Origin of the sequence: Streptomyces sp. NPDC048441, assembly GCF_043200235.1 — a bacterium.
Lineage (GTDB): Bacteria > Actinomycetota > Actinomycetes > Streptomycetales > Streptomycetaceae > Streptomyces.
This window is the reverse complement of sequence record NZ_JBICXM010000019.1, coordinates 109,039-135,577: the sequence shown is the minus strand read 5'-3', so window position 1 is coordinate 135,577 and position 26,539 is coordinate 109,039. Positions and strand designations below refer to the sequence as shown.

The 26,539-nt window shown below is 69.1% G+C and carries 27 protein-coding genes; 25 read left to right on the top strand and 2 right to left on the bottom strand.

Annotation, left to right across the window (positions count from 1 at the left end; translation table 11 throughout):
• The first annotated feature begins 75 nt into the window (after positions 1-75).
• On the top strand, positions 76-522 hold the full coding sequence (locus tag ACGFSB_RS34490) for a hypothetical protein (protein ID WP_393407673.1): 447 nt from the start codon (positions 76-78) through the stop codon (positions 520-522).
• A gap of 14 nt (positions 523-536) precedes the next feature.
• Here the strand turns inward: ACGFSB_RS34490 and ACGFSB_RS34485 are convergent, their stop codons facing one another.
• Positions 537-2,489 (bottom strand): acyl-CoA dehydrogenase, encoded by a 1,953-nt coding sequence (locus tag ACGFSB_RS34485; protein ID WP_393407670.1) that lies wholly within the window; start codon positions 2,487-2,489, stop codon positions 537-539.
• A gap of 400 nt (positions 2,490-2,889) precedes the next feature.
• On the opposite strand from ACGFSB_RS34485, the gene ACGFSB_RS34480 reads away from it, so the two are divergent.
• The 11 genes from ACGFSB_RS34480 to ACGFSB_RS34430 all read left to right on the top strand — a co-directional run bounded on the left by ACGFSB_RS34480 (position 2,890) and on the right by ACGFSB_RS34430 (position 14,504).
• A complete protein-coding gene (locus tag ACGFSB_RS34480; RefSeq protein WP_393407668.1) occupies positions 2,890-3,573 on the top strand; it encodes a ScbR family autoregulator-binding transcription factor in 684 nt (227 codons plus the stop codon).
• A 115-nt stretch (positions 3,574-3,688) separates the two neighbouring features.
• Positions 3,689-4,921: a cytochrome P450 gene (locus ACGFSB_RS34475; protein WP_393407666.1), complete on the top strand. Its 1,233-nt coding sequence runs from the start codon at positions 3,689-3,691 to the stop codon at positions 4,919-4,921.
• Between the two features lie 137 nt (positions 4,922-5,058).
• Positions 5,059-5,253: an acyl-CoA carboxylase subunit epsilon gene (locus tag ACGFSB_RS34470; RefSeq protein ID WP_393407663.1), complete on the top strand. Its 195-nt coding sequence runs from the start codon at positions 5,059-5,061 to the stop codon at positions 5,251-5,253.
• Positions 5,254-5,377: 124 nt separating this feature from the next.
• The gene (locus ACGFSB_RS34465) at positions 5,378-6,961 is read left to right on the top strand and encodes an acyl-CoA carboxylase subunit beta (RefSeq protein ID WP_393407731.1); all 1,584 of its coding nucleotides are present in this window, start codon (positions 5,378-5,380) and stop codon (positions 6,959-6,961) included.
• 63 nt (positions 6,962-7,024) lie between these two features.
• Positions 7,025-7,660: a ScbR family autoregulator-binding transcription factor gene (locus tag ACGFSB_RS34460; RefSeq protein WP_393407660.1), complete on the top strand. Its 636-nt coding sequence runs from the start codon at positions 7,025-7,027 to the stop codon at positions 7,658-7,660.
• Between the two features lie 297 nt (positions 7,661-7,957).
• Positions 7,958-8,791 carry a BTAD domain-containing putative transcriptional regulator gene (locus tag ACGFSB_RS34455; RefSeq protein ID WP_393407657.1) on the top strand — a complete coding sequence of 278 codons (834 nt, stop codon included), beginning with the start codon at positions 7,958-7,960 and terminating at the stop codon, positions 8,789-8,791.
• Positions 8,792-8,799: 8 nt separating this feature from the next.
• A complete protein-coding gene (locus ACGFSB_RS34450; RefSeq protein WP_393407655.1) occupies positions 8,800-9,456 on the top strand; it encodes a ScbR family autoregulator-binding transcription factor in 657 nt (218 codons plus the stop codon).
• 328 nt (positions 9,457-9,784) lie between these two features.
• Entirely contained in the window at positions 9,785-10,606 is an 822-nt protein-coding gene (locus ACGFSB_RS34445) for a BTAD domain-containing putative transcriptional regulator (RefSeq protein ID WP_393407653.1), read from the top strand.
• A 751-nt stretch (positions 10,607-11,357) separates the two neighbouring features.
• A complete protein-coding gene (locus ACGFSB_RS34440) occupies positions 11,358-12,392 on the top strand; it encodes a bifunctional DNA primase/polymerase (protein WP_393407729.1) in 1,035 nt (344 codons plus the stop codon).
• Positions 12,389-13,966: a phage/plasmid primase, P4 family gene (locus tag ACGFSB_RS34435; protein WP_393407651.1), complete on the top strand. Its 1,578-nt coding sequence runs from the start codon at positions 12,389-12,391 to the stop codon at positions 13,964-13,966. The genes ACGFSB_RS34440 and ACGFSB_RS34435 overlap by 4 nt, the downstream gene beginning before the upstream one ends.
• A gap of 148 nt (positions 13,967-14,114) precedes the next feature.
• Positions 14,115-14,504 carry a DUF6009 family protein gene (locus ACGFSB_RS34430; protein ID WP_393407648.1) on the top strand — a complete coding sequence of 130 codons (390 nt, stop codon included), beginning with the start codon at positions 14,115-14,117 and terminating at the stop codon, positions 14,502-14,504.
• Positions 14,505-14,521: 17 nt separating this feature from the next.
• On the opposite strand, the gene ACGFSB_RS34425 is transcribed toward ACGFSB_RS34430, so the two are convergent.
• Positions 14,522-14,749 (bottom strand): DUF6059 family protein, encoded by a 228-nt coding sequence (locus tag ACGFSB_RS34425; RefSeq protein WP_393407646.1) that lies wholly within the window; start codon positions 14,747-14,749, stop codon positions 14,522-14,524.
• A gap of 184 nt (positions 14,750-14,933) precedes the next feature.
• On the opposite strand from ACGFSB_RS34425, the gene ACGFSB_RS34420 reads away from it, so the two are divergent.
• The 13 genes from ACGFSB_RS34420 (at position 14,934) to ACGFSB_RS34360 (ending at position 26,539) form a co-directional block, all read left to right on the top strand.
• Positions 14,934-16,406, top strand: coding sequence for a hypothetical protein (locus ACGFSB_RS34420; protein ID WP_393407644.1), 1,473 nt, complete (start codon positions 14,934-14,936; stop codon positions 16,404-16,406).
• 223 nt (positions 16,407-16,629) lie between these two features.
• On the top strand, positions 16,630-18,351 hold the full coding sequence (locus ACGFSB_RS34415; protein WP_393407641.1) for a fatty acyl-AMP ligase: 1,722 nt from the start codon (positions 16,630-16,632) through the stop codon (positions 18,349-18,351).
• Complete coding sequence (locus ACGFSB_RS34410; protein WP_393407638.1) at positions 18,348-19,592, top strand: acyltransferase domain-containing protein; 1,245 nt, start codon at positions 18,348-18,350, stop codon at positions 19,590-19,592. Before ACGFSB_RS34415 ends, ACGFSB_RS34410 begins: the two co-directional genes overlap by 4 nt.
• Positions 19,593-19,726: 134 nt before the next feature.
• Positions 19,727-19,984, top strand: a complete 258-nt coding sequence (locus tag ACGFSB_RS34405) for a hypothetical protein (RefSeq protein WP_393407636.1) — start codon at positions 19,727-19,729, stop codon at positions 19,982-19,984.
• Positions 19,985-20,035: 51 nt separating this feature from the next.
• Positions 20,036-21,775, top strand: coding sequence for an acyl-CoA dehydrogenase family protein (locus ACGFSB_RS34400; RefSeq protein ID WP_393407634.1), 1,740 nt, complete (start codon positions 20,036-20,038; stop codon positions 21,773-21,775).
• A gap of 57 nt (positions 21,776-21,832) precedes the next feature.
• Entirely contained in the window at positions 21,833-22,081 is a 249-nt protein-coding gene (locus tag ACGFSB_RS34395; protein WP_393407631.1) for a phosphopantetheine-binding protein, read from the top strand.
• Complete coding sequence (locus tag ACGFSB_RS34390; protein WP_393407628.1) at positions 22,081-22,884, top strand: 4'-phosphopantetheinyl transferase family protein; 804 nt, start codon at positions 22,081-22,083, stop codon at positions 22,882-22,884. The genes ACGFSB_RS34395 and ACGFSB_RS34390 overlap by 1 nt, the downstream gene beginning before the upstream one ends.
• Before the next feature lie 75 nt (positions 22,885-22,959).
• The gene (locus ACGFSB_RS34385) at positions 22,960-23,757 is read left to right on the top strand and encodes a thioesterase II family protein (RefSeq protein WP_393407625.1); all 798 of its coding nucleotides are present in this window, start codon (positions 22,960-22,962) and stop codon (positions 23,755-23,757) included.
• A 29-nt stretch (positions 23,758-23,786) separates the two neighbouring features.
• Positions 23,787-24,626 (top strand): BTAD domain-containing putative transcriptional regulator, encoded by an 840-nt coding sequence (locus ACGFSB_RS34380; protein ID WP_393407622.1) that lies wholly within the window; start codon positions 23,787-23,789, stop codon positions 24,624-24,626.
• A gap of 50 nt (positions 24,627-24,676) precedes the next feature.
• Positions 24,677-24,946 (top strand): acyl carrier protein, encoded by a 270-nt coding sequence (locus ACGFSB_RS34375; RefSeq protein ID WP_393407619.1) that lies wholly within the window; start codon positions 24,677-24,679, stop codon positions 24,944-24,946.
• Complete coding sequence (locus ACGFSB_RS34370; protein WP_393407616.1) at positions 24,943-25,701, top strand: SDR family NAD(P)-dependent oxidoreductase; 759 nt, start codon at positions 24,943-24,945, stop codon at positions 25,699-25,701. The genes ACGFSB_RS34375 and ACGFSB_RS34370 overlap by 4 nt, the downstream gene beginning before the upstream one ends.
• A complete protein-coding gene (locus ACGFSB_RS34365) occupies positions 25,701-26,090 on the top strand; it encodes a SchA/CurD-like domain-containing protein (protein WP_393407613.1) in 390 nt (129 codons plus the stop codon). The genes ACGFSB_RS34370 and ACGFSB_RS34365 overlap by 1 nt, the downstream gene beginning before the upstream one ends.
• Positions 26,087-26,539: a DUF1772 domain-containing protein gene (locus ACGFSB_RS34360; RefSeq protein WP_393407610.1), complete on the top strand. Its 453-nt coding sequence runs from the start codon at positions 26,087-26,089 to the stop codon at positions 26,537-26,539. The genes ACGFSB_RS34365 and ACGFSB_RS34360 overlap by 4 nt, the downstream gene beginning before the upstream one ends.

Here is a 26,539-nt window from a genome sequence, read left to right as displayed (position 1 = left end):
CCATCAGATGATGGGAGACGGACCGCCCCTCGCGCACCGGTGTCCGGGGCTCAAGCAGAGGGAGAGTGCCGGGAGATGACCCGGGTGATACGGATGAAGCCCTGGAGTCTGCTGAGAGTCGCGCAGCTTGCCGGGGTCACCGCGAAGGTCGCGTACGCGGCGCGTGACAGGGGAGTGCTCCACCCCAGCGTCCTTGGGGCGAGCGACGCCCTGCCCTTACGTACGTTCGATGCGCTGCGCAGGATCAGCTGGCCCGGTACCAGCTACGCGCGGAATCTGCCGCAGCACATGCGGCTCTGGGAGTCACGGGCGATCGAGCAGTCCCGTCTGGACATCGAGGCGGTGGACCGGCGGGCGGGGCTGTATGTCCATCAGGCCGGGGCCGTCCTCGTGGTGAAGCCGGGTCGGCACGCGGCGGTCGTCCTGGAGCTGCTGGCGGAGGAAGCGCCGTTCCTGCACTTGCCGCTGGGGGCCTGGGCCCACGAGGCGAGAGCGGCCGTGGAGCGTGCCGGGCAAGGATGAGGCGGCCCGGGGCATCAGTTGGGCGAGGCCTCGAGGAAGTCGCTGACCCTCATGGCGTACGAACTGTTGGCGATGGGGATGGCGGCCAGGTACTCCGCCGGCAGGTCGAACGCCTCGACGAGGGGCGTCAGGTGCTCGGCCAGGCCGTGGACGAGTGTGTCGATCGCCGGCGGCAGTGCGTGGATATGGTCGGCCGACAGGTGGCCGGCGGCCAGCAGATCGCCCGTGTGGTGGCTGATCTCCTGGAGCAGGAACAGGCGGCACAGGTCTTCGAGCAGGGAGCGGGCAGCGGGGTCGGCCGTCCGGCCGATGGCGGCGATGAACGCGTCGGCGGCCTGGAGACGGGCATGGGCCGAGACCATCTCGAGGCCCGAGGACGAGGCGGCGTTCCAGCGGCCGAGCGGGTCGCCCCGGCGCCCCTGGCGCAGTGCGGTGCACGCTCTGGTCTGCCAGAGGGCCTCGACTTCGGCGAGCAGGTCGCGCAGGAAGGCCAGGTCGGTCAGGTCCTGGTCTTTCGGGGACGCCGGGCGGGCGTCGAGGCGCTCCGTCCGGTGGCCGAAGACCATCTCGGCGGCTGCCTTGATCCAGAGCGGGAGGTTGTCGCCCTCGGCGGTGACCGAACCCTCGGCGTCCAGCTGGAGGTCGGCCAGGCCGTTGAGGGGGAAGAGCCCCTGGGCCCCGCACCGTTCGCGGCATTCGATCATGATGGTGCGGCCCTGCCAGGTGATCCAGGCCTTGGCGATGGCCACAAGACGCTCTGTCTCCACCCGGTTCTCGGGCGTGTGCGCGGCCCACCGGTCGGTCACGGTCCGGTGCAGGAATGTCATGGCATAGGCCGTCGCGAGGCCCTGGAGCAGCCTGCCGTAGTGGCTGCGGTGCGCGGTCAGCGGCACCCGCTCACCGGTCTTGGGGCCACTGATGTGACGGTGGTGTGCGTAGCGCACAGCGATGGTCAGGGCCGCCCTGGAGGCGCCGACGCTCGCGGCGCTCATGCAGAGCTTGCCCGTGGTGACGCGCGCGATCGACTGGAGGAACCGCTTGCGGCGGTTGCCCATGCTGCTGTTGAGCACCCCCTCGGCGGTCAGCCGCCCGTGGTCCGCTTCCAGCAGGGCCTCGCGGGGCAGGCGGACGTGATCGAACGAGGTGAGGCAGTGGTCGACCGGGTTGCCGATCCGGTCGGGAAGCCGGCGGACCCGTATCCCGGGCAGCGGTCCCACCTCGTTGCTCAGCTGTGTCAGGAACAGGAAGACCCCTTGGTCCTCACCGTCGACCAGGAGCCGCGCGGCGACCACGGCGCTCTTCGGGCCGCCGGTGGAGCTGGTGTTGGGCATGAACTTCTGCGCGCCGGGGCCGGGGGTGTTCAGGACGAAGTCCCCGGTGGCGCGGTCGAACTCGGCGGTGGTCTGGAGGGCGGGGGCGTCGTTCCCGTGCTCCAGCTCCGAGCAGAGAAACGTTCCTGTGCGCTGCATGGACGTGTAGGGGGAAAGATCGTCCCGCTCGTCGTGGTCGTACAGGCTGCCCAGGAACAGGTTGTAGTGGATGCTCGCCAGTGCGCACAGCGCTCCGTCCGAGGCCGCGGTCCACTCGTGCAGGCTGGCCAGCTGGCGCGGATCGCGTGCCAGCTGCTCGGGGGAGACGACCGTGTCGTTCACCAGGCGCAGGCGGCGGTAGGAGAGTTCGGTGCGCTCGGCGGTGGAGAGGCCGGGGACGTAACGGAACTCTTCGCGGGCGATGAGGTCGCGCCATCGCCCGTGTATTCGAGCCCTGTCGACGGGGTCGAACAGCTGGTGCATCAGCTCGGCGACGACGGGTGTCGTCGTGGGGCTCGAATCGTTCGCCGGAGGTGAGGCCGTCTCGGCGACGAACTGGAGCAAGTCGAGACTGTCCGGCACATCGTTGGTGGCCGGTCTCGCCAGCGTGCCGCCTGCGGCCTGGAGCGCGATCTTCTGCATCGTCAGCAAGGTCATATCACTGCCTCAGCTTCGAATGAATGGGTTCGAGTCGCCAATAAGATACTGACCTACCGGTTTTTTACAAGACTCTTTACCAACGCTTGACCTACGCGACGGGGTTAAAGATCGAAATGACTATCCCGTGGGCAATACCGCACGGACAAACGGAACTTGACGGTCCCATCTTCTTCTCCAGAAGGCATTGGAAAACCGGTCGTCAGGTTTTATTCTCTCCTCAGTAGCCCTCCCTCGTGGGCCGTGGAGGTCCGCATGGGCAGCCGGGAGGGTCGTCGAAGTGGGATACGACAGCGGAATGCTCTAGTCCAGAAAGGCGGAACGCACTAAGATACGTACGTGCCGGTTTCTTTTCTTGTGTTCCATTGATCCGCCGGTGCTGGACTGGTAGGAGGATGTTGTGGCACAGCAAGAGCGGGCCATCAGGACACGGCAGGCGATCCTCATGGCGGCATCTGCTGTGTTCGACGAGGTCGGGTACGAGGCCGCGACCATCTCCGAGATCCTGAAGCGGTCCGGCGTGACCAAGGGCGCGCTCTACTTCCACTTCACGTCCAAGGACGAGCTCGCACAGGCGGTCCTGACCGCCCAGGTCGGTTCGGTGCCCCCGATCCCGCATCGGGAGCTGACCTTGCAGGAGGGTCTTGATTCGGCCCTGGTGATGGCCTACCTGCTCAGTCGCGGGGACTCCTTGGTGCGGGGCAGCGTCCGGCTCACCGTCGAGCAGGGCGTGCGGGACGGCCTGGACCGACAGGTGCCGATCCAGGCGTGGCTCGACGTCAACGAAGCCGTACTGGCGAAGGCGAAGGCGGACGGCGAGCTGCTTCCGCACATTGATGTGGCCGCTGCCGCACGGCTGTTCGCCAGCTGTTTCACCGGGGTCCAGATCATGTCGAAGATCATGACCGGGCATACGGACATGCTGCAGCGGGTGGCGGAGCTCCAGCAGTACCTGATGACGTCCGTCGCGGTGCCGGGGGTCCTCGTACAGCTGGACTTCAGGCCGGAGCGGGGCCAAGAGGTGTACGAAGAAGCGATGAAAGCCCAAGAAGAGGCGGAGGCCTCCCGGGCCGAGCAGGTCTGAGCAGGTCTGAGAGAATTTCCCGTCGTAGTCCATTGGGGGGTGGGCTGTGTGTGCCCTCCTGATGTGCGTGTGTGTCGAAGCGTCAAACGTCACGACAAACGAACGGAGTGCATTGATGGAAGCAACTGCATGCCCGTACACCCTGGATGTTCTGGGGCGGGATCACGCCGGTGAGGCGGCGATGCTGCGGGCACAAGGGGGAGCAGTTGAGGTGGAGTTGCCCGGCGGGGTCATCGCATGGGCCATCACTCGTCAGGCGGACATCAAGCAGCTGCTGGTGGACCCGCGCGTCTCCAAGAGCGCCCGGCAGCACTGGCCGGCCTTCATCGAGGGACGCATAACGGAGGACTGGCCGCTCTACCCGTGGGTGTCCAACGAGAACATGCTGTTCTCGTACGGCGATGAGCACTCGAGGCTGCGCCGGCTGGTCGCGGCGGCCTTCACGGCACGGCGCACCAAGGAGCTTCAGCCCTGGGTCGAGGCGCTCACCGGGGAGCTTCTCGACGATCTGGCCGCCCTGCCGCCCACGGCACGACCCGATCTGCGGGCCTCGTTCGCCGCGCTGCTGCCGATGCGGGTGATCAGCGAACTGTTCGGAGTCCCCGCGCACCTCAGGGACAGCCTCGCCGGTGCGATGCACACCGTCTTCAGCAGCTCGGCAACGGGTGAGGAGATGGCCGCCGCACAGGGGGTGGTCTTCCAGCTGCTGGCTGAACTGGTGGCGCTCAAGCGGGTCGAGCCCGGTGACGACCTCACGTCCGGGCTGCTCGAGGTCAGGGACAAGGGCGACGGACTCTCCGAACAGGAGCTGTTGGGCACCCTGAATCTCCTGCTGGCCGGCGGGCAGGACACGACCTGCACCCTGATCACCAACGCGATCGGCCAGCTCCTGTGCCACCGCGACCAGTTGGCTCACGTCCTTGAGGGCCGCGCCGACTGGGACGATGTGATCGCCGAGACGATGCGGATGCACAGCCCGGGGGCCTTCTCGCCCATGCGGTTCGCGGTGGAGGACATCGATCTTGACGGTGCCCTGATCAAGAAGGGGGACCCGATCCTGGTCAACTTCGCCGCCGGTCTCGATCCCGGGTATCACGGGGAGGACACCGCGGTGTTCGACGTCCTGCGCACCGGCCGCCGCGACACCATCGGCTTCGGGCACGGCGCCCACTACTGCATGGGAGTCCCGCTGGCGCGCCTTGAGACGACTACTGCTCTGGCCGGACTCTTCGAGAGGTTCCCGGACATGACGCTCGGCGTCCCCGAGGAGGAACTCGAACCGATGAAGACGTTCATGATGAATGGCTTCGCGTCCGTCCCCGTGCAGCTGCACAAGACACCGAGCTGACCCGCGCGCACCACAGCTGATCCAGAACTCCGTATCCCTCAGGGGATACGGAGTTCTTTTTGTGGGCCTTCCAGCGAGTCGAGAGCTGTCCTTGAGGGGGGTACTCGACCGTGACCGCAAAAGCAAAGGAGGGATAAATGGGCAATCCGGACAGTGGTCAGGCCGTGCTGCGACTCGAGCGCGGGCAGGCCAGTGACGAAGAGCTGGCGGCACTCACCGTTGTGCTGCTCTCCCTGTGCCGTGACGACGCGGAGCCGGGGGAGGGGCGTCCTCTCAATGGATCGCGCTGGTGGAAGGGCTCTGGCTACAGCGCTCCGCGCAGCTGGCAGTGATTCGGCATTCAAGAGTTCCACACCCCATCTGTAAACCGCATGGACGGTTTGTTATAGTGTCCGCATGGACCCCGGGACTGGACCTTCTCGGCCTGGCCCCAGGAAGGGATCTGTCATGGTGACGATGATTTCCCCCGCCCCGGTCGAGGCGGAGCCGACTGACCTCCGCGGGCGGGTGGCGGAGCTGCACGCTGTCCGGGTGCAGGCTCAGTCGGGCCCGAGCGAGCGTGCGACCGAGGCGCAGCACGCCAAGGGCAAGCTGACCGCGCGTGAGCGGATCGAGCTGCTGCTCGACGAGGGTTCGTTCCAGGAGGTCGAGCAGTTGCGCCGGCACCGGGCGACCGGTTTCGGGCTCGAGGCCAAGAAGCCGTACACCGATGGTGTCATCACCGGCTGGGGCACGGTCGATGGGCGCACGGTCTTCGTGTACGCCCACGACTTCCGCATCTTCGGCGGCGCGCTCGGCGAGGCGCACGCCACCAAGATCCACAAGATCATGGACATGGCCATCGCGGCCGGTGCCCCGCTGGTCTCCCTGAACGACGGCGCGGGCGCCCGTATCCAGGAGGGCGTCTCCGCCCTCGCGGGTTATGGCGGCATCTTCCAGCGCAACACCAAGGCGAGCGGTGTCATCCCGCAGATCAGCGTCATGCTCGGCCCGTGCGCGGGCGGCGCGGCCTACAGCCCGGCCCTCACCGACTTCGTCTTCATGGTCCGTGAGACCTCGCAGATGTTCATCACCGGTCCCGACGTCGTCAAGGCGGTCACGGGTGAGGAGATCACCCAGAACGGTCTCGGGGGCGCGGATGTCCACGCCGAGACCTCAGGTGTCGCGCACTTCGCGTACGACGACGAGGAGACCTGCATCGCCGAGGTCAGGTACCTGATCTCGATGCTCCCCTCCAACAACCGCGAAAATCCGCCATCTCATGTGAGCGACGATGCGGCGGATCGCCGCTCGGAGATGCTGCTCGATCTGGTTCCGGCGGACGGCAACCGTCCGTACGACATGCACAAGGTGATCGAGGAGCTCGTCGACGAGGGCGACTACCTGGAGGTTCACGAGCGGTGGGCGCGGAACATCGTCTGCGCGCTGGCCCGTCTTGACGGCAAGGTGGTGGGCATCGTCGCCAACCAGCCGCAGTCCCTGGCGGGAGTTCTGGACATCGAGGCCTCGGAGAAGGCCGCTCGGTTTGTTCAGATGTGTGATGCGTTCAATATTCCGATCGTGACCCTGCTGGACGTGCCCGGCTTCCTGCCGGGGGTGGACCAGGAGCACGGCGGGATCATCCGGCACGGCGCGAAGCTGCTCTACGCGTACTGCAACGCGACGGTGCCGCGGATCTCGCTGATCCTGCGCAAGGCGTACGGAGGTGCGTACATCGTGATGGACAGTCAGTCCATCGGCGCGGACCTCACCTATGCCTGGCCGACCAACGAGATCGCGGTGATGGGCGCCGAAGGTGCCGCCAACGTCATCTTCCGTCGGCAGATCGCGGCCGCCGAGGACCCCGAGGCGATGCGTGCGCGCATGGTCAAGGAGTACAAGGCCGAGCTCATGCACCCCTACTACGCCGCCGAGCGCGGCCTGGTCGACGACGTCATCGACCCGGCACAGACCCGCGAAGTCCTCATCAAGTCCCTCGCGATGCTCCACAACAAGCACGCCGACCTGCCGTCCCGGAAGCACGGCAACCCACCGCAATAGCCGGATGCTCAGGGGGAAGCCGGCGGCACGACCGCCGGCTTCCCCGCAACCAGGAGACCCTCGATGGCGAAGCAGGAGCGTGCGGCGCGCACGCGCGAGTTGTTGGTGCACGCCGCTGCCGAGGCATTCGCCCGGGAGGGGTTCGCACCGGCTTCGCTCACCACCATCAGTAAGAGGGCGGGGGTGAGCAACGGCGCGCTGCACTTCCACTTCGAGAGCAAGAGCACACTGGCCCGTGCGGTGGAGGAGGAGGCGGCCGAGGTCATCCGGCAGATCGCCCGCTCGGACGGCAGGCGATCGGGTGCGCTGCAGCGGCTGGTCGACGCGACGTACTACCTCATGAGCAGGCTGGACCAGGACGTGGTGGTCAGGGCCGGGTTCAGGCTGAGCAACTGCGCCGCGCTCAGGGACCGCAGCGCCGATCTGCGAGGGCAGTGGCAGCACTGGATCGAGCAGGTGCTGCAGGAAGCCGAGCGCGAGGGGGAACTCGCCGCGGGGGTGCCCGCGGCCGATGCCGCGACCGTCGTGGCGGCGGCCATGGTGGGCTTCGAGATGCTCGGGGCGAAGGACCGCGACTGGATCTCCACGGGCAGGCTCCTCCCGTTCTGGGAGCTGATGCTGCCCCGGCTCGCGGCGCCCGGGGTGCTGGAGCGAGTGAAGCCCGCAGGCACACCCTTCAGTGCACAGCCCCCGGCATAAGCAGACCGGCTGGTCTGCTTTTCGGCTGTTCCGAAGCTCATGCGGGAGGGGAGCTCCTCGCCGTTTGGGGTTCGAGGGGATGAAGGGTCGCCCTATTCGAACCGTCAACTACTGTATCCGGCACGCTTATTGGGATCCATTAGTGTGAAATATAGGCGTAAATAGGTGCAGGTTCCCGTCGGCCTTCCCTGGATGCCCTCCCGTAAAAACAGCCTGAACGGTTTAGTATTGACAAACCGTCCGTCCTGTTTTGTAATCGTGGAGTGCCTAGAACCGCACAGGGATAGGGGAGACGGCATGGAGATCGACGTACTGGGTCCATTGGCCGTGAGGGAGAACGGGGTGTCCATCACCCCGACCGCACCGAAACCGCGACAGGTTCTGGCCCTCCTGGCGCTCCATGCCGACCAGGTGGTGCCCGTCGGCTCGCTCATCGAGGAGCTGTGGGCCGCCACACCGCCGCGCAGCGCGCGCACCACCCTGCAGACCTATGTGTTACAGCTGCGTGAGCTCATCGCTGTCGCCCTCGAGAAGGACGAACCGGTCGAAGGGCAGCCGCGACGCAGCGCCAAGGACGTGCTGGTGACCCTGCCCGGCGGGTATCTGCTCCGGGGCGGCGGCACCAGTGACGTCCGGGAGTTCGAGCGGCTCGCGGGTACGGGGTATCGGGCCATGGACTCCGAAGACTTCCGGGACGCCGCACAGCAATTGCGCGAGGCACTCGGCCTCTGGTCCGGGTCCGCCTTCGCCGATGTACAGACCGGGGCGCAGCTCGAGATGGAGGCCAAGCGGCTCGAGGAGAGCCGGCTGTGCGCACTCGACCAGCGCATCGAGGCCGATCTGCGGCTCGGCCGGCACCGTGAGCTGCTCGCCGAACTCACCGTCCTGGTCAGCCGGTACCGCACGCACGAGAATCTGCACGCCCAGTTCATGCTGGCGCTGCACGGGGCGGGGCGGCGGGGCGAGGCGCTCGACGTGTATCAGCGCCTGCGCAGCACGCTCGTACGGGACCTCGGCATCGAGCCGTCGGCCCGCCTGCGCAGGGTGCAGCGCTCGATCCTCATGACCAGCCCCGAGGCCCCGACGCAGCCGGAGAAGACCGGCGGCGAGCGCCTCGTGCGCGTGAGCTGAGCGCCGCGATGGGGCGCGGGGTTCAGGAACGATCGGAGCGGACCCGCGAACGCCTGGTGCACGCCGGCTCCGAACTGTTCCATCGCCATGGATACACGAACGCAACCCTGAGCGATATCGCCGACGCGGCCGGAGTGACGAAGGGGGCGCTGTACTTCCACTTCACCTCCAAGGAAGAGCTCGCGGACGCGGTGCTGCAGCGCGGCCGCGATCTTCTGGACGGTGCGGTACGGGAGTTGAGGGCCGCAGGCGTCTCGCCGCTGCAGTCGATCATCGACCTCACCTACTGGCTGGCCCGGACACTCCAGGAGGAGCCGGCCGTCCGGGCCGGTTTCCGGATCGCCCGTGAGCGCACGGGGCTGCTGTCCTCGGCGAACGACCTGCACGGGGTCTGGATCTCCACCGTCTGGGAGCTGCTGCGACAGGCCCGCGACACGGGCGAGCTGCGCAAGCGCCCGCGGGGGGAGGGCCCCGAGACGCTGGTGGCCGCCGCGGTCTGCGTGATCGAGGTGATGTCGGAGACCGGAATGCCGTACGCCGAACTGCGGCACCGAGTCGGCGCGTTGTGGGACCTGATGGTGCCGAGTCTGGTGCCCCCCGGCGCGGCCGCGGTCAGGACATGGCCACACGCCGGATACGCCGCACAGGGCATGTGGGCGGTCTGAGCCGCTCACTGCTGGTCCGGATGCTCCGTCCGTATGTTCCCGTCCGTACGTTCTTGAGGTCCTTGGAAATCCTCAGAAGTCCATAGAGGCTCTGAGGTTTTCAGAGGTTCGCAGAGGTTTTCAGAGGTCCATAGAGATCGCGCCGCAATCAGAACGAGAAGTCCTCAGTGATTGTTTCGTTCTCACAACACCACAGATGGAGACCAACTAGAGGTCGGGTAGAGAAATCCGCTTGCCCGGCACGGATCCGGCTAGCTTGCTCGGAGTGCTTGTTTTTGGCCACTGAGAGGAACTCGAAGAGCAACTCGACGAGGTACGGAGGAAGAACGTGAAGATTCAGGTTCTGGGTCCGTTGAGTGCTGAAGTCAACGGGGGTTCGATTGTTCCGACAGCGGGTAAGCCGCGGCAGATCCTGTCGCTCCTCGCCCTCTATCCAGGGCGGGTGATGCCTGTTCCGACGCTCATGGACGAGATCTGGGAGACAGAGCCGCCGAGGAGCGCGCTCACCACCCTGCAGACATACATCCTTCAGCTGCGCAGAAGGCTTGGCACGGCGATGGGGCCAGGCGCCCCCGGCGGTGCCAAGGACGTCCTCGCGACCCGGCACGGGGGGTATCTGCTGCAGATACCCGAAGACTGCGTGGACGTGCACCAGTACGACTACCTGGTCGCCGAGGGGCAGTCCGCTTTCGAGGCGGGCGCCAACGACGTGTCCGCCGACCGGTTCCGCCAGGCGCTCGACCTGTGGAACGGGCCCGCTCTGGTGGACGTACAGGTGGGCCCCATCCTCGAGATCGAGGTCATGCGCCTGGAGGAGAGCCGGCTGGTCACCGTGGAACGGCGGATCGACGCCGATCTGAGGCTCGGACGGCATTCCGAGCTGCTGGCCGAGCTCGCGGAGCTGACCGCACGTCACCCGCAGCACGAGGGGCTGCATTCGCAGGCCATGGTGGCGCTCTACCGGTCCGGCCGGCAGGCCTCCGCGCTGGAGGTGTACCGCAAGCTGCGCGTGCGGCTGATCGACGATCTGGGTGTCGAGCCCTCGCCCCAGCTCCAGCGGCTGCATCAGGCCATGCTCACCGTCGACCCGCAGCTGGATGTCACCGCGGGTCCCCGGCGCACCTCGACCTTCGACCTCTTCGCAGCCTGAGAATCCGGTGGGGCCCGATGTGTACTCAAGCGGATCTCTTTCGGATCTCTATAGGCACCGGGTATCCTGCCGAATTTTTCGGTGAAGAATTCAAGGTTCATACGGAGCGTCGTACGAGGCGGAATTCGTCGCCCACGAGTCTTTCAGGCCTCGTGGGCGACGAACGTACCCGCGCCTTCTTCGAGGAGAGCGCCGCAGCACACATCGTCGCCCCCGCGTGCGGGGCTTCAGTCCCGTACCTCTTCAGTCCCGTACCCAGGATTGCGGAGAAAGCCCAGGTCAGCGCATGTGACCTCATCCCGGCACGGGGCTGACGGGGCTGAGACTGGTAGTTATCACCCAAGGAGTCACACCCAACACGCACGCGCCCGCAATGTAGAAGAGCTCTTCTGAACAGCTGATAACTACGAGCTTCGGTCCCGTCAGTCCCGTAGTCAGCGGGGAGACCCCCTCTGACCAGGTGTTTCGCTGAGCGGGACTGAAGCGTCGACGCTGTGGCGGGACTGAACCGGAGACGCGGGTACCCGCGCTCCCTGACGCTGCGGGACTGACGGGACCCAGAATCCCCGATACGCCAAGATCGCCCTTCCCGGCCCCCGCCCGTGGGCTACGCTCGGGCCTCAAAGCCGAAATCCCAGTCCCTTCAGACCCGTTGGCCCCGCCGGAGACCGACACACACTGTGACAAGGACGATCCGTTGACCCGCCAGCCCCCCACCGCGCAGAGGGACGAGGCCGTGCACGGAAACGTGATCGCCCGGTGGTGTGCCCGTGCGGGCTGGCCGGTACATCCGCTCGCCCCGCGACAGAAGGTGCCGCCGGCCAACTGCCAGGCCTGCAAGGCGGACCGGCACACGCCCGCTTCGTGCCCGTGCAGGAAGGCGGGCCGGTGGTGCCACGGGTTCCACGCCGCGACCACGGATCCCGGCCGCATCGACGCCTGGTGGCACGAGCGGTCACGCTTCGGCGTAGGCGTCTCCTGCGGTCCCGCGGACCTGGTCGTTCTCGATGTCGATGCCCACGCGGCGCAGGTTCCCGACCGGTCCCGGCTCCTGCCGGGGATCCCGATCTCCCCGCAGGTCAACCTCGACGGTCTGGCCACGGGCTTCGACACCCTGGCGCTCCTTGCGGCGCTCCGCGGGCAGCCGAGTCCGGCGCAGGACACCGGAACCCTGCGGGTGCGCACGCCCTCCGGCGGACTCCACATCTGGTACCGCAACCCGCATCCCACCATCCGCTACCGCTCCTCCACGGGGTCCAGCCCGAAGACGGCCCTGGCCTGGCTGGTGGATGTGCGCTCCGACAACGGCTACATCGTGGCCCCCGGAACCCGGACCACCGCAGGCAGTTACCGTCCGGTGGGAGCGGCCCGCGTCCCGGAGCCGCTGCCGGACTGGCTGGCGGCAGAACTCGCGCGCACCCGGCACGTCCCTGCCCCCGCCGCTGCCCCTGCCCAGATCCCTCGACCCGCCGCCGCACCCGAAGCGACCCGCCGCCGACGCTCGGTCAAAGGCGCCGAACGCCTTCTGAACCCTCTCCTGGCCGAGGTCGCCGCCTGCGCGGCAACGCCGGAAGGCGCGAGCTTCACGGAAAAGCTCAACCGGGCCGCCTACACGGCCGGCGGCCTGGTCCAAGGGGGCCATCTCGCGAGGGGAGAGGCGCGGGCCCTGCTGCTGGAGACGGCCCGCGCCGCACGCCCTGCCCAAGAGGGCCGCAATCTCACGATCATCGAGTCCGCTCTGTCTGCGGGCGCCCAGCGCCCACTCCACCCCCGAGGACGCGTATGAGCGCCGAGCCCACCCGCTTCGACGCCGAAGCGGCCGCAGCCCAGATCCGCCAGCAGAGCCTCGACCTCGCGCTGCCAGAGCCACCCCCCGGCCTGCCGGCCCAGCAGACCGACGCACGCTGCCCGCCCGCCGCGTCCCCGACCGCGTCCCCGACGGGTCTGCTGCCCGGCGCACTGACCGACCGAGGCAACGCGAAACTGTTCGCCCGCCTCTACCGGGACCAGTTCCGCTATGTCATCGGGATGGGCTGGCATTCCTGGGACGAGTACCGCTGGAAACTGAGCGGCGGCGACGAAGCGGCGGTGTGGGCCGCCGGGGAGATGGCAGAGCAGATCTCCGAGCATGACCCTCAGGGCAAGTTCAGCGACCGCGCGCTGGCCGCGCACCGCCGGCACTCCGAATCGACCTCAGGGCTCAAAGCCCTGCTGTACCAGGCGCAGGCCGCGCCCGGCCTGCGCCTGAACCCGGACGTCCTGGACGGTGACATCTACGCCCTGTGCACCCCGTCCGGGATCGTCGACCTCAGGACCGGGAAGCTCCGCAAGCCGGATCCGCTCACCGACATGCATTCGCGTGCCACCCTCGTGGCACCCCACAGCATGTCCATTCCCCGCTGGCAGAGCTTTCTGCGCGACACCTTCGGGGATGACGCGAAAGGCCTGGAGACCACCCGCTTTCTGCACCTGCTGCTCGGCTACTCCATCACCGGCGACGTCGGCGCGCAGGTCCTGCCCTTTCTCTACGGCTCCGGGGCCAACGGCAAATCCGTGCTGCTCGAGGTGATGACACAGATCCTGGGCGACTACGCCAACGCCGCCCCGCCCGGATTCCTCATGGAGAAGGGCAAGTTCACCGAACATTCCACGGAGCTCACCGAACTGCACGGCCGGCGCATCGTCGTGTGCAGTGAACTCAAACCCAACGACAAGTTCAACGAAGCCCGCGTCAAGCTCCTCACCGGCGGCGACACCATTACCGCCCGGCGTATGCGGCAGAATTTCTTCACCTTCACCCCCACCCACAAGCTGTGGCTGCTCGGCAATCACCGTCCCGAAGTCGGCACCGGCGGCTATGCGTTCTGGCGCCGTATGCGGATCATCCCGTTCGAGCGGAGCGTGCCCGACGAGCGGAAGATCGACAATCTGGCGGCCGAACTCGTGCGTGACGAGGGCCCAGGCATCCTCCACTGGCTGATCGAGGGCGCACAGCGCTACCTCGCCACCCGCGACCCGCTCACCGGCCCGGCCTCGGTGCGGGTGGCGACCGCCGCCTACGAGACCACCGAGGACCACGTCGGCCGCTTCATCACCGAATGCTGCACCAGGGGCCTGGACGGGCGCGCCAACCCGGAACTGCGCGTCGAACAGAAGCTTCTGTTCGAGACCTACGGGCGCTGGTGCTCCGACGAGGGGATCAGGCCCTCCACCAGCCGCGCCTTCGCCAGCCGCATCCGGCAGGAACTCGGCCTGGTCTCACCCGCAGAAATGATCAAGAGCAACGCCACCAAGCTCTACCCCGGCCTCGCACTTCTCGCCGAGGACAGCGCCGCCGGCCAGGGACGCGGGACGCAGTGAAGAACCGCTGCGGTCCGGATGAGGCCGCCTGCCGACCGTACGATGGACGACGCCCGCTGCCCCGGCTCGCTCAAGGAGCCCGGAAGCCGAGCGGCGTACATGCCACATCCACAGGTCGTTGCCCGGCCGTTGAGACCCAGGAGGCCTGATGAGCGCGATTCCGCAGGAAGGCGATCTCGCCCAGGAAGCCGAGGTCGTCTGGCTGGAGAACACCGAAGACCTCGACTATGTCCGGCAGGCCCTGGACAAGGTCAACACCCGTAAGGGCAAGCCACGGTACGAGCGCGACGGCCGGCTCATCGGCTACTCCAACCTGGCTCCGACCGCGCCACGCAGCGCCGACAGCGGCCTGTTCGCCCGCCGTACGTTCTATCTGCTGCCGCACGACCGCCCCAACCGGCCCAATGACCCCGCGTGTCCCTACCGGGTGGGCTCCCCGCTCGAAGCCGTCGACCCGCGGACCGTGGGAGCGGGGAAGGTCGGAGTGAAGACTCCGCGGTCTCAGGCCACCGCGGACGTAGTGCCCGCCCGCCCGTAACGGCCGGTGGTTCTTCCTCAGCCGTTCTTGAGTTCCAGCGCGAGCGCGTGTTCCGCGGGCGTCAACGGAATGTCGGGGCACAGCTTTTCGGGGTGGCCCGGCGGGGGAGCGTCGAGCGGCTCGGCCGCGTTTTCCTGCAAGGCTTCCGCTCTCTTCAGCTCGCCGATCGTGTAGAGCAGGCCAAAGGCAATGAGGCTCTGCCACACCGCGTTCAGAGCGCGCCGCAGCAACAGGGTCGCTTTCATATCTGCCACCACTTCGGTCGTCCCGCGGGGCTGCTGGGCCTGTGCCTCGTCATGGTGTCTTCCGGTGGTCAGGAAGTACTCGAGGAATGCCGGAGACCGTCCCGTTCCAGTGGATCTCGACCTGTCCTGGACGCGCCTGCCGACGCTTCCGGCAACGGTTCTCCCAGCGAGCGAAGGGCCACCGATGATCCGTGACGAGCGTACGAACCTGGCCATCGACGGGTTCGAAGTGGCAGCTGCCGCCCCGCCGCTTCCCGCGGAGCCGGAGCCGGAAGAGCGGGAGCGGGAGCAGAGCCGGCGAGCGGGTGGCGAGGTCGAGGACATCGAGGAGCTGGTCGCCGATCTGCAGCTGGGGCGAAGGGGGTTGGCCGGGCGGGACCCGGAGCCTGCCCCGCAGCGTGCGGTACGCCTCACCGACGAGGTGGCCTTTCTCGGTCTGTCCCGCCTTGTCACCGAACTCGCCGGGGGCGGCGGGCCTCCGGCGCCCGCCCTGCGCACCACGCCGGACCTGGGAGCCGACGAGGACGGCCGCCGTGACGCGTACGAGAGGCAGCGCGCCGAGGCGAGGGAACGGGTGGGGGAGGTCTGGCAGTGGCTGGCGCAGCGCCGTCGGCAGCGAGGCGACGGCCCCGACCGGGACGAGCGTTGGCGGTGCTCGGGTCCGGTGCTGCCGCCGCTGCCGGGAACGCCTGTGCAGCGCATCGACATCACCGCGCCCGTCGTGGACCTGGCCCCCCTCGCGCAGTCGTGGGCACGGGCGGCAGGCCTGGGCGACGGCACCCGCGAGCACAACTGGCGCCTGCTGCGGACCGGGAAGGGCAGGAAGGCGGATGTGCTGTCGGCGGACAACAAGCACGTGGTGTCCGCCGCCAACGGATTTCCGCTGCCCCGCTTCGGTGAGGTGCTCCTCGGTCTGGTCGGACAGATCCGTGCGCGGGGGCTGCTGCCGCCCGCCCACAAGGTCAGGCTGATCAGCCGGCCGGGAGTCCGGACCGAGGTGACACCGGTGCGGCTGCCCGGTCTCTCGCTGCTCAGCGTGGACACGGGGGTCACCCCGCTGTCGTACGGTCAGCTCCAGCACGCCATCGGGCACATCGCCGAGTACGCCGCACGCCCGTCCGGGCTCTGTCTCGCGGAGCGGTGGTCGCTGTGCGGGCTGCGTTCCGAGGGATGGGCGCTGCTCATCGGGCAACTGGTCCAGGCCCCCGCGTTTCTCGTCGAGACCGGCCTTGACGAGCACTCCGCGCAGGCCGTCGCCGGGTTTCTCGCCGATGAGGAGCGGTTCAGCCGGGGTCTTATGGCCGCCGACCTGGCCCTCGACGCCGAGCTCGCGGAGTGCCGCGGTGTCGCCGATGCCCTGGATGCCGCGGGCGCCGTCGCCGCGCGTACCGGGCTTGAACGGGCCCCGGAACTGATGCTGCTGCGTCAGACCCGGCTCGCCTCGGCGCGCCACCGGCTCGCCGGGCACGCCTGGTGCGACGCCGCGCTCGCCGAGCTCGACGCCGGGTTCGGGACCGGCTGGGCCGACCGGGACGGGGCGTGGGAGCTGCTGAGGGAGACCCTGCGGGAGACGGACACCGCGACGGGATTCCTGCGCGCCCTGCGTGCGGCCCGTACCCCGAGGAGCGGGCGGCACTTGGCAGGGGCCGCTGCGTAGCCGACGCCGCTCGGGGAGCTCTCGAGGCCGCGTACGGGTGGGGCCCGGACGGCGGCCTTCGGCACCGTACGCCGAGTCGTGATCGAGCCAGTCTCCACTGTCCGCACATATGTTCCTGGTCCGGGTCGTAGCGGGCACCGGCATGGGTGGGAGCCTGCGCCCGCACTCGCCAGGGGGAACATTGGAAGGTCACCGGAACTTCATCGAACTCTTGCGTACCCGGGTGGAGCAGTCGCCACAGCGCGAAGCGATGGTCCTGCTGCCCGACGACAGTGCGCGCGGACGGCCGAGGACGGTCTCCTACCGCAGCCTCGACGCCTCCGCACGCGTGCTCGCAGGGTGGCTCCAGGACCGGGGCGTGCAGGGTGAGCGGGCGCTGCTCATGCACGAGTCGCGTCACCAGTTCGCCGTGAGCTTCCTCGCCTGCCTGTACGCCGGGGTCATCGCCGTGCCGGTGCCATCGAGCCACCGGAGCGGCCACAACGAGGCCCGGGTCTCGGGGATCGTCAAGGACGCGGCTCCCGCCGTCGTGCTCACCGATGCGGCGCAGGCCCCCGATGTGTCGCGGCTGCTCGTCCAGTCCGCGTCGGGCAGCATCATGTGCCTGGCCGCCGACGCCGTGCCCGCCTCCGCGCCCTGGCGGATGCCGGACCATGTGCCGGACGCGGTGGCCTATCTGCAGTACACCTCCGGGGCCACCGGCGTCCCGCGCGGGGTCGCGGTCACCCACGAGAACCTGATGGCCAATCAGCGGGCGCTCGTGGAAGCGCTGGGCACCTCACCGGGGGAGTCCGTCGGCGGCTGGCTCCCGTTCCACCACGACATGGGTCTGGTCGGCCAGTTGCTCCACCCGCTGTGGCTCGGCGGCACCTCCGTGCTGCTCTCGCCCGAGGCGTTCGTCCGGCAGCCGGTGCGCTGGCTCCAGGCCATCGGGGAGTACGGGATCGCCGTGAGCGGCGCACCCGACTTCGCGTACGACCTCTGTGTGCGGCGCGTGAGCGACGATCAGCTCGCCGGACTCGACCTGTCGGGCTGGCGCACGGCGGTCAGCGGCGGCGAGCCGCTGCGCGCCGGGACGCGGCAGGCCTTCACCCGGCGCTTCGCCCCGGCCGGGTTCCGGCCGCAGGCGATGACCGCGGGATACGGTCTCGCCGAGTCCACGCTCCTGGTCGCCGCCACCCCCGCGGGTGAGCAGGGCGCCGAACTCGCCGTGGACGTGGCGGAGCTGGAGAAGAACCTGATCCGCAAGCCGCGCGAGGGGCAGCCCGTCCGTACGCTGCTCTCCAGCGGGCGGCCGGTCGGCGGTGAGATACGCATCGTCGAACCCGGGACCCGGGCCGTGCTGCCGGACGGCGAGATCGGCGAGATCTGGGTGCGCGGCGGGAGTGTCGCGGCCGGATACTGGCAGAACCGGTCCGAGACCGCGCGGACCTTCAACGCCGCCACGGCGGACGGACAGTCGCCCTTCCTGCGGACCGGGGACCTGGGCACGCTGGAGGAGGGCCACCTCTATGTCACCGGCCGGATCAAGGACATGATCGTGGTGGCCGGGCGGAATCTGTACCCACACGATCTGGAGTACGCCGTACAGCAGATCAGCGCCCTGTTCGGGGCGGGCACCGCCTTCGGCGTGACCGGGGAACGCGAACGGATCGTGATCGTGCAGGAGGTGCGCACCCAGCGCTGGTACGACCTCGACTTCGGGGCGCTGGCCGCCGATGTCGGGCGGTGCATCACCGAGGAGTTCGAAGTGCCCGTCGGCGGGGTGCTCCTGGTCCGTCCGGGCACGGTGCGCCGGACGACCAGCGGGAAGGTGGAACGCGGCGCGATGCGGGAACTGTTCCTCAACGGCCGTCTGCGCCCCCTGTGCGAGCACCTGGACGACGAACTGGCGGCACTGTCGGATGCCGCCGGGCTCACTCCTCGAAGAAGGAACAGAACATGAGCGAAGCGGTACCGGGAGGGCCCCGGGACGAGGTGTTCGCCGCCTGGCTGCAGGAGCACATCGGCCGGTATGTGCGGGGAGAGGTGCCGCTGGACACACCCTTGCTGAAACGGGGCCTTGACTCGGTCGCCATGCTCAGTCTCTTCGGGGAGATCGAGGACACCTTCGGGCTCGTACTGGATCCGACCGACATGTGGGACCAGCCGACCGTGCGGGAACTGGCCTGGTACCTGGCGGCGCTCAGCGCGGACCGGCCCCGGGCGTCCTCACGGATCCGCACCGCGTTCGTGTTCACGGGGCAGGGCAGCCAGCACCGGGGCATGACCGTGGGCCTGTACCGCAACTCCACGAGCTTCCGCCGCCATCTGGCGGAGGCCGCGGCCGTGGTGATGCCCCATTTCGGGGTGTCCGTCACCGAGGTGGTCCTCTCCGAGGACCCCCGGATCCATGAGACCGCGGTGACCCAGCCGGCGTTGCTCGCGGTCGAGTACGCCCTGGCCATGACCCTGCTGGAGGAGGACGTGCGGCCGGAGGCCGTTCTGGGCCACGGCATAGGGGAGTTCGCGGCGGCCACCGTCGCCGGTGCGCTCACGCTCGCGGACGCCGCCGAGCTGGTGTCCCACCGGGGCGCGATCATGCAGGAACTGCCCCCGGGCGGCGGCATGATGGCGACCTGTGCGGATCCCTTCGAGGCGGCCGAGGCGACGGCCACCGAACCCCGCGTGTCCATCGCCGCGTTCAACGCGGCGCGGGCCACGATCCTCTCCGGAGACCTCGCCGGTCTCGACCGGACCCAGGAGCGGCTGGACGCCAGTGGCATCTCCAGTACGTTCCTCAAGGTGACCCATGCTTTTCACTCGCCCCTGATGGAGCCATCGGCACCGGCGTTCCAGACGGTGGCCCAGCGGCTGACCGGGGGGAAGCCCCAGGTGCCGTTCTACTCCACGGTGTATGGCCGGAGGTACGACGGGCCGCTCGACGCCGCGTACTGGACGTCGCAGATCACGTCGCCGGTGCGGTTCGCCGACGCCACCCGGCTGCTGTTCGCCGAACATGCCCCGACCCATGTGGTGGAGATCGGCCCCAAGGCGGTCCTCTCCCCGTTCCTGCGCAGGATCGGCGGGGCGAAGGGGCCCAAGGTGCTGCCCGTCTGCCGCGGTCCGCAGAGCAACGCGGTCCATCTGGCGGGCGTGCTGTCCGCCCTGAGCGCGGGCCCGCTCGTCGAGGAGGAGCCGGTCTGACCCGGTTTCCGGGCTGACGGACCGGCCGCCCGGCCGCGTGCCGGGCGGGGTGCTTGAGCTCCGCTCGAGCACTCACCGAGCACAGCGGGCCACATTCCCCTTCCCGTTCCGGGAGAAGAGGAGGGGATGAAGGCATGACGCACACGACACAGACATCTGCCGCGGAGCCGTCCGCCGCACCCGTGCCGGCACTCGCGCCCGCTGTACCGGCTCATGGACTGTTCGCCCGGATCATCATCAATCGCCTGGTCCGACCCGTGTGGTACGCCCTGGTGGCCTACGGCGGTTTCTGGGTGCCCGGTGGCAGTCAGTTCTACGGCGACGCGCTCCACTGTGCGGCCGGTCCCGGTCCCGACAAGAACCCTCGTGGCCGGCACTTGAGGTCCTCTTGAGCCCTGGTGACTACCCAGGGGTGACGCAGGTTCCGCACAGGGAGGGGCGACATGACAACGGTGGTGAACAGGGCGGACGCGTCGGAGGTCGCCGCACAGGAGCGCATCGCCCGGCTCGAGCACAGGCTTGGCGATCTGGACGATCCCGGAAACCCGCTGGGCGCCGAGCAGTTGCTGGCGGCCGACGCGGCCGGCCGGCCGCTGGCCCCCGCCGAGCGAGTGCTCGACGAGTTCGGCCTGAACGCCGAGTTCGTGCCCGGACGTCTTGGGGGCAGGCTGGAGCGTCTCGATGTGCTCGCCCGGGTGGTGCGCGCCGTCTTCCGGAGGGACGCGTCCCTGGGCCTCGGGTACGGGGTCACGTCCTACCTGGCCGGGGTCATCGTGTGGGCGGACGGGACGGCCGCCCAGCAGCGTGCCGTCGCTGACCTGCTGCTGTCCGGCGGCCGCATCGCCTGTGCCTATCCGGAGCCGCCGACCGGCAACGACTTTCTGCGCAACCGCTTCTCGACCCTCGTGGAGGGGGCGGGCTACCGGCTGAACGGCCGCAAAGAGGCCCTCAACAACGCGGCCCGCGCCCAGTCACTGCTGATCTTCGCCGATGGCCCGGACACCGGGCGGGGCGACCGCAGCGCCTTCCTCATCGACGGACCGCGGGCGGACAGCGCCACGGCCGCGCTGCTCGGCCGGTACGAGACCACGGGCATCCGGGGCTCCCTGGTGCACGGCCTGCAGTTCTCCGGACACCCCGTCAGCACGGAGCAGCTGGTCGGCCGGGCGGGCGGGGCCGGGGTGCTGGCCCGCCGGGCCTTTCCCGTCACCCGCGCCATCGGCCCCTCCATGGCACTGGGCTGCGCCGATACGGCGATGCGCACCACGGTGGCGTTCGCCCGCTCGCGCCGGCTGCGCAGCCGCGCCTCGCTGCAGAGCCCCCGGACCCGCACCGCACTGGCCGACGCCTTCGCCGATCTGCTGCTGTGCGACGCTCTGGCGCTGGTGGCCACGCGAGCCGTCCATCTGCTGCCCCGGCAGAGCAACACGTTCAGCGCCGCCGTCAAGTACCTGCTGCCGACCGTCCTGACCGAGGCGGTGTACGACCTGTCGATCGTGCTGGGCTCCGAGTCGTACGCCAGGAGCGGGAGTTACGGCATCTTCCAGAAGACGGTGCGCGATCTGCCCATGATCGGCCTGGGCAGCGCGGGCGGCGCCGCCAGCCGGGGGGTCCTCATCGACCACCTGCTCCAGGTGCCGGACCTGGTGGCACCCGGCGGGGGCGAGGCGCCCGCCGGGCTGTTCCAGCCGTTCGGCGACGGGCTGCCGCCCGTGCGCCACGACGATCTGGTGCTTCCCCCGGACGGTGACTCTCTGCTGGGGTCACTGGAGTCCTCGGCGGCCCGTGCGGCCGCGGCGGGAGGGGAGTTCGGTGTGCGACTGGGAGAGTCCGCGGCCAGGCTCGGCGCCGAGCTGTCCGCACTGCGCGAAGCCGGTACGGCGCTGGGCGCACGCTCCGGCGACCGGGCCGTGAGCCCGCGGGCCTACGCACTGGCCGACCGCTACGCGCTGATCGCGGCGGGCGCCGCCTGCCTCGGGATCTGGCGGCACCAGGCGGGGGCCGGCGGGTTCCTCGGCGAACCCCTCTGGGCGGTCATGGCGCTCGCCCGCATCCTGCGGCGCCTCGACAGCACGGCCGGGCCCGCGCCCGCGGCCGCGGCGGACCGCTTTGTCGAAGAGTTGCTCTCCCGCTTCGAGGGCGCCCGCAGCTACGACCTCTACGCCACCTCGATCGGTCGTTGAGCACCTCCCTGTGCCATCCCATGTCAAGCCCATTCATGGTGAGTTGAGGAGAATCCAGTGAACCAGGACCTACTGGACGCCGTGGCCCGCGTCCTGGGCGAACCAGCCGGCGGGCTCGTCGGAACCCACCGCTTCCAGGGCGACCTCGTCTTCGACTCGGTCATGATGATCGAGCTCAAGTGCGCCCTGGAGGAGCGCGTCCCGCGGCTGGCGGACGCGTCCCTGGCCGACCTGTTCGACGGGGTGTCCACCATCAGCGATCTCAGAGAACGCCTGGCGGTGCTCTGCGGGCAGCCGGTGGCGTGATGCGGCCGCTGCGGAACCACGGCCCCGCGGACTCCTGGGAGCGGGTGCGCGAGGATGTCGCGTCCCACGGCACGGCGGTGGTCTGGGCGGCGGTGGAGGACTGGCTCCCCGCCGACCCGGCCGATCCGGACGTCGCCGCGGCACTCGGCCCCGACCACCGGCGGGTGGCCGGGATCAGCCTGCCGCAGCTGAGGGAGCGGTTCGTCGCCTCCCGGCTGTTCCTGAAATCCGCCGCGGGCGCGGTGCTCGGGGTCAGCCCCGAGGACCTCGAGCTCGCCTACAAGCCCGGCGGCCGCCCCTATCTGCGGGGCATCGACCAGCTGGACATCAGCCTGAGCCATACCGAGGAGCTGCTCGTCGTGGGCCTCACCCGGCACCGGCGGGTCGGCGTCGACACCGAGTTCAAGGACCGGCGGATGCTGGCCCTGGGCACGGAACGCCAGGTGTGCACTCCCTATGAGCTGGAAGCGCTGGCGGCGATCGAGGAGGAGCACAGGAACCGGGAAGTGGTGCGGCTGTGGACGCTCAAGGAGGCGTACAGCAAAGCGATCGGCCAGGGGCTGCGCTTCAGGTTCTGCGAGTTCGGCTTCACCGCGCGCGATGAACAGGTGCAGCTGCAGCGGCCCGACGGATCACCGGGAACGGGCTGGGAATGGGCGTTCCACAGCTGGACCGTCGCCGACAGGTACACGGTCAGCGCGGCCGTGCACGATCCCGGATTCTCGGGCTCACGCATGGCCGGGCCCGTCGCGGCACTGCTGCCGGCTCTGAGCGCCCCTGTTCAGAACTCAAGGGGTCGTTGAGTCTCTTTCCAGAACCCCGGGCGACGCTCGTACACCACTCCACGGAGCGGTGTCGAACGGAAGGGGGGCTGACCGGTGCATCGATATCTTGCGGTACGGCCGCCGGCCGCAGAACCACCCGCCGGGGAAACACGACAGCTGAACCTGCTGTGTTTCCACCATGCGGGCGCGGGTGCCATGACGTTCGCCGGCTGGCAGCGGCGCATCGGGCCGGACGTGAAGGTGCTGCCCGTGCGGCTGCCCGGCCGGGAATCCAGGCTGAGGGAAGGACGGATCACCGAAGCGGCGCGTCTTGTCGAGGAGTTGGAGCACGATCTCGGGCCACTGCTCGAGAGTCCGTACGCCTTCTACGGGCACAGCCTGGGGGCACTGGTCGCCTACCGGTTCGCGCTGCACCGGGCCCGGACGGGACGCAGGCTGCCGCACATGCTGCTGGTCGGCGCGTGTGCCGCGCCCCAGCTGCCGTCCGCGCTGTTGGACGCCACCCGGGCGCCCGGCCTGTCGGACGAGCAGCTGATCGATTCCCTCAATGACGAAGAGAGCATGCCCGAGGCTCTGCTGAGCCGTCCCGAGTGGCTGAGCATGACCCTGGACACGCTCCGGGCGGACCTCCAACTGGCACGCAGCCTGCGGTCCGCCCCCATCACAGCTCTCCCCTGTGCCGTGAAGGCCTTCGCGGGCATCGAGGACCGGATGGTCTCGAGCGCCGACGTCCAGGCCTGGGAGCGCTGCACCACCGCGGGCTTCGCACTGCAGAGCGTTCCCGGCGCCCACTTCTTCGTTCGCGGACACGACGCGCCGCATGCCGTCGGAGAGGCGCTGCGCGAGACGGCGCCGCACACCGGGTCCCCGTTGTCGCCTGCCGTCGGCTGACCTCACTTCGTTCCCAAGGAGTTCCTCGGATGGACATCAGTCTTCTCGGCCCGTTCAGAACCGCCCATTCAGGGGTGCACATGCACCTCACCGCTGTGAAGCCGCGCAAGGTGTTCGCGCTGCTCGCCGTCCACGCCGACGAGGCCGTCTCGGTGGCCACGCTCGTCGAGGAGGTGTGGGGGGAGAACCCGCCGCGCAGTGTGCAGACCACCCTCCAGACCTACATCCTCCAGATACGCCATCTGATCGCCTCCGCACTCGGCGAGCAGTACACCGGCCTGCCGAGCGGCGCCAAGAGCGTGCTCGTCACCGAGTCCGGCGGCTACCGCCTCGACAGCCACGGCGGCGTCGTCGACGTCAGGGAGTTCGAAGCGCTGGCCTCGGCCGGTCACCGGACCCTGGAGCAGGGCGACTGGGCCGCCGCCTCCGACTACCTGGGCCGTGCGCTCGCCCTGTGGAAGGGCCGCGCGCTGGCCGACGTCCAGTGCGGGGCGCTCCTGGAGGTGGAGGCCACCCGGCTCGAAGAGTCCCGGATGAGCGTTCTTCACCGGCGAATCGAGGCCGACTTGAGGCTCGGACGCCACTATGAGCTGGTTGGTGAGCTCTCCGGGCTCGCAGCCCGGCACCAGCTGCACGAGGGTCTTCACGAGCAGCTGATGCTTGCGCTGTACCGCGCCGGGCGCCGCAGTGACGCGCTGGGGATCTACCACCAGTTGCGCGCGGCCCTCAGCCGGACCCTGGGGCTCGACCCTTCGCCCGGCATCGACCACCTCTACCGCGCCCTGCTGGACTCCTCGCCCCAACTCGACGTCGACCCCCTGGTGGCGGCCGGCGTGGCCGGTTCACCACTGCTGGCAAGGGCCAACTGATCTCGCCCTCCTCAATCGAACCCTCAGTAGGAAGACCGAAAGGAACCACTGTGAGCGACATATCCCTGCCCGAACTCGGTGAGCTGCTGCTCGAATGCGTCGGTGCTCCGGAGGAGGGAATGACCTTCGAGGGCGACAGCGCCCTCGACACCCCCTTCCTGGAGTTCGGTTACGACTCCCTCGCCCTGCTTCAGGTCACCGGCGTCATCGACCGCAGGCACGGGATCGTCCTCGACGACGACGCCGTCGCCGAGGCCGAGACGCCGCGCATGCTCCTGAAGCTGATCGCCGCCGCCCCGCGTGCCGGCGCGGTCCGATGACCGCTGAGCCCCAGGCACCGGGCTCCGGCCTGGCGGGCAAGCGGGTACTGGTCACCGGCGGAACCCGCGGCATCGGACGGGCGACGGTGCTGTCCTTCGCCCGTGCCGGTGCCCGGCTCGTCGTGGTGCACCGCACGGAGGGCGAGGCGTCCAAGGCGCTGGAGGCCGAACTCGCCGACGCCGGAGCGGAGTTCGTCCTCGTCCAGGCCGACGTCACGACCGGCGAGGGCGCCGAGGCGGTCGCCGGAGTCGTACGTGACCGGTTCGAGGGCCTGGACGTGCTGGTGAACAACGTCGGCGTCGACGGGCACGTCCCGTTCGAGCGGCTGGCGGAGGACGAATGGCACCGGGTGCTGAACCACAACACCACGTCCGCCTATCTGGTCACCAAGTCCCTGGTCGGGCTCCTGGCGGAGAGGGCGTCCGTGGTGAACATCGGCGCCTCGGTCGCCCTGCGCGGCCGTCCCCTGGGAGTCCACTACAGCGCGTCCAAGGCGGCGCTCATCGGGTTCACCCGGGCACTCGCCAAGGAGCTGGGCACCCGCGGTATCCGGGTCAACACGGTCGCCCCGGGAGTGACCGAGACCGAGCCGGGCGGCGGACTTCCGCCGCACCTGATCGAGCGGCTCACGGCCATGACGGCCCTCGGCAGGCTCGGCACGTGCGAGGACGTCGCGGGCGCGGTGCTCTATCTCGCCGGGGACTCGTCCGCCTACGTCTCCGGCACCACCATTGAAGTCGACGGAGGAATCTAATGCCGTACGCAGCTATCACCTACCGGATCAAGCCCGGCTACGAGGACGAGATCGCCGCGATCTTCGACGGTTTCCAGCGGGTCGACCGGCCCGACTTCGCCGGGGACACCGGTGCGGCGGCGGGCCGTCTCCTTGGCACCGGGGTCTTCGTGAAGGACGAGACACTGATCCGGGTCATCCACTACGAGGGCGACTTCGCGGCCGTCGGCAAGCACATGGCCGCGCAGAAGGGCGTGCACATGCTCGAGGAGAAGCTCGCCCCGTACCTCGCGGAGAAGCGCGACACCAGCTCTCCCGAGGCGTTCGCCGCGTACTTCCGTGACGCCACGATGCGCTCGATCGCGCAGCTGACCGTGGACACCCACCCGGCGGGGAACAGCGCGGCATGAATGATGTGCTGGGCATCGCGGCTCTCGTGGGGAGCGGTGTCACCGCAGGTGTGCTGTTCGCGGTCGCGTTGAGCGTCCTTCCCGCGCTCTTCGCGATGGAGACCGGCACATACGTGTACGCGCACAAACTGCTCGGCCGGAACTGGGATCCCACCATGCCGGTCATCGTGCTGAGCAGCACGCTCGTCGATGCGGTGCTCGCGGTGGTGAGCGACGGCTCGACCAGGGCCCTGTTCGTGGTGGGGGCGCTGCTCCTGCTGGGAGTGTCGGCCGTCTCCCACCTGTGCAACGTTCCCATCAACCGGCGGGTCAAGTCGGTCGACGACCCGGAGCAGCTCCCCGCGGACTGGGAGGATCCACGCCCCTTGTGGCGCCGTTGGCATCTCCTGCGCACGGCCCTGGCCGTACTGGCCCTGGCGGTGACGGCCGCGGGCGTCACCGCGCTCTGA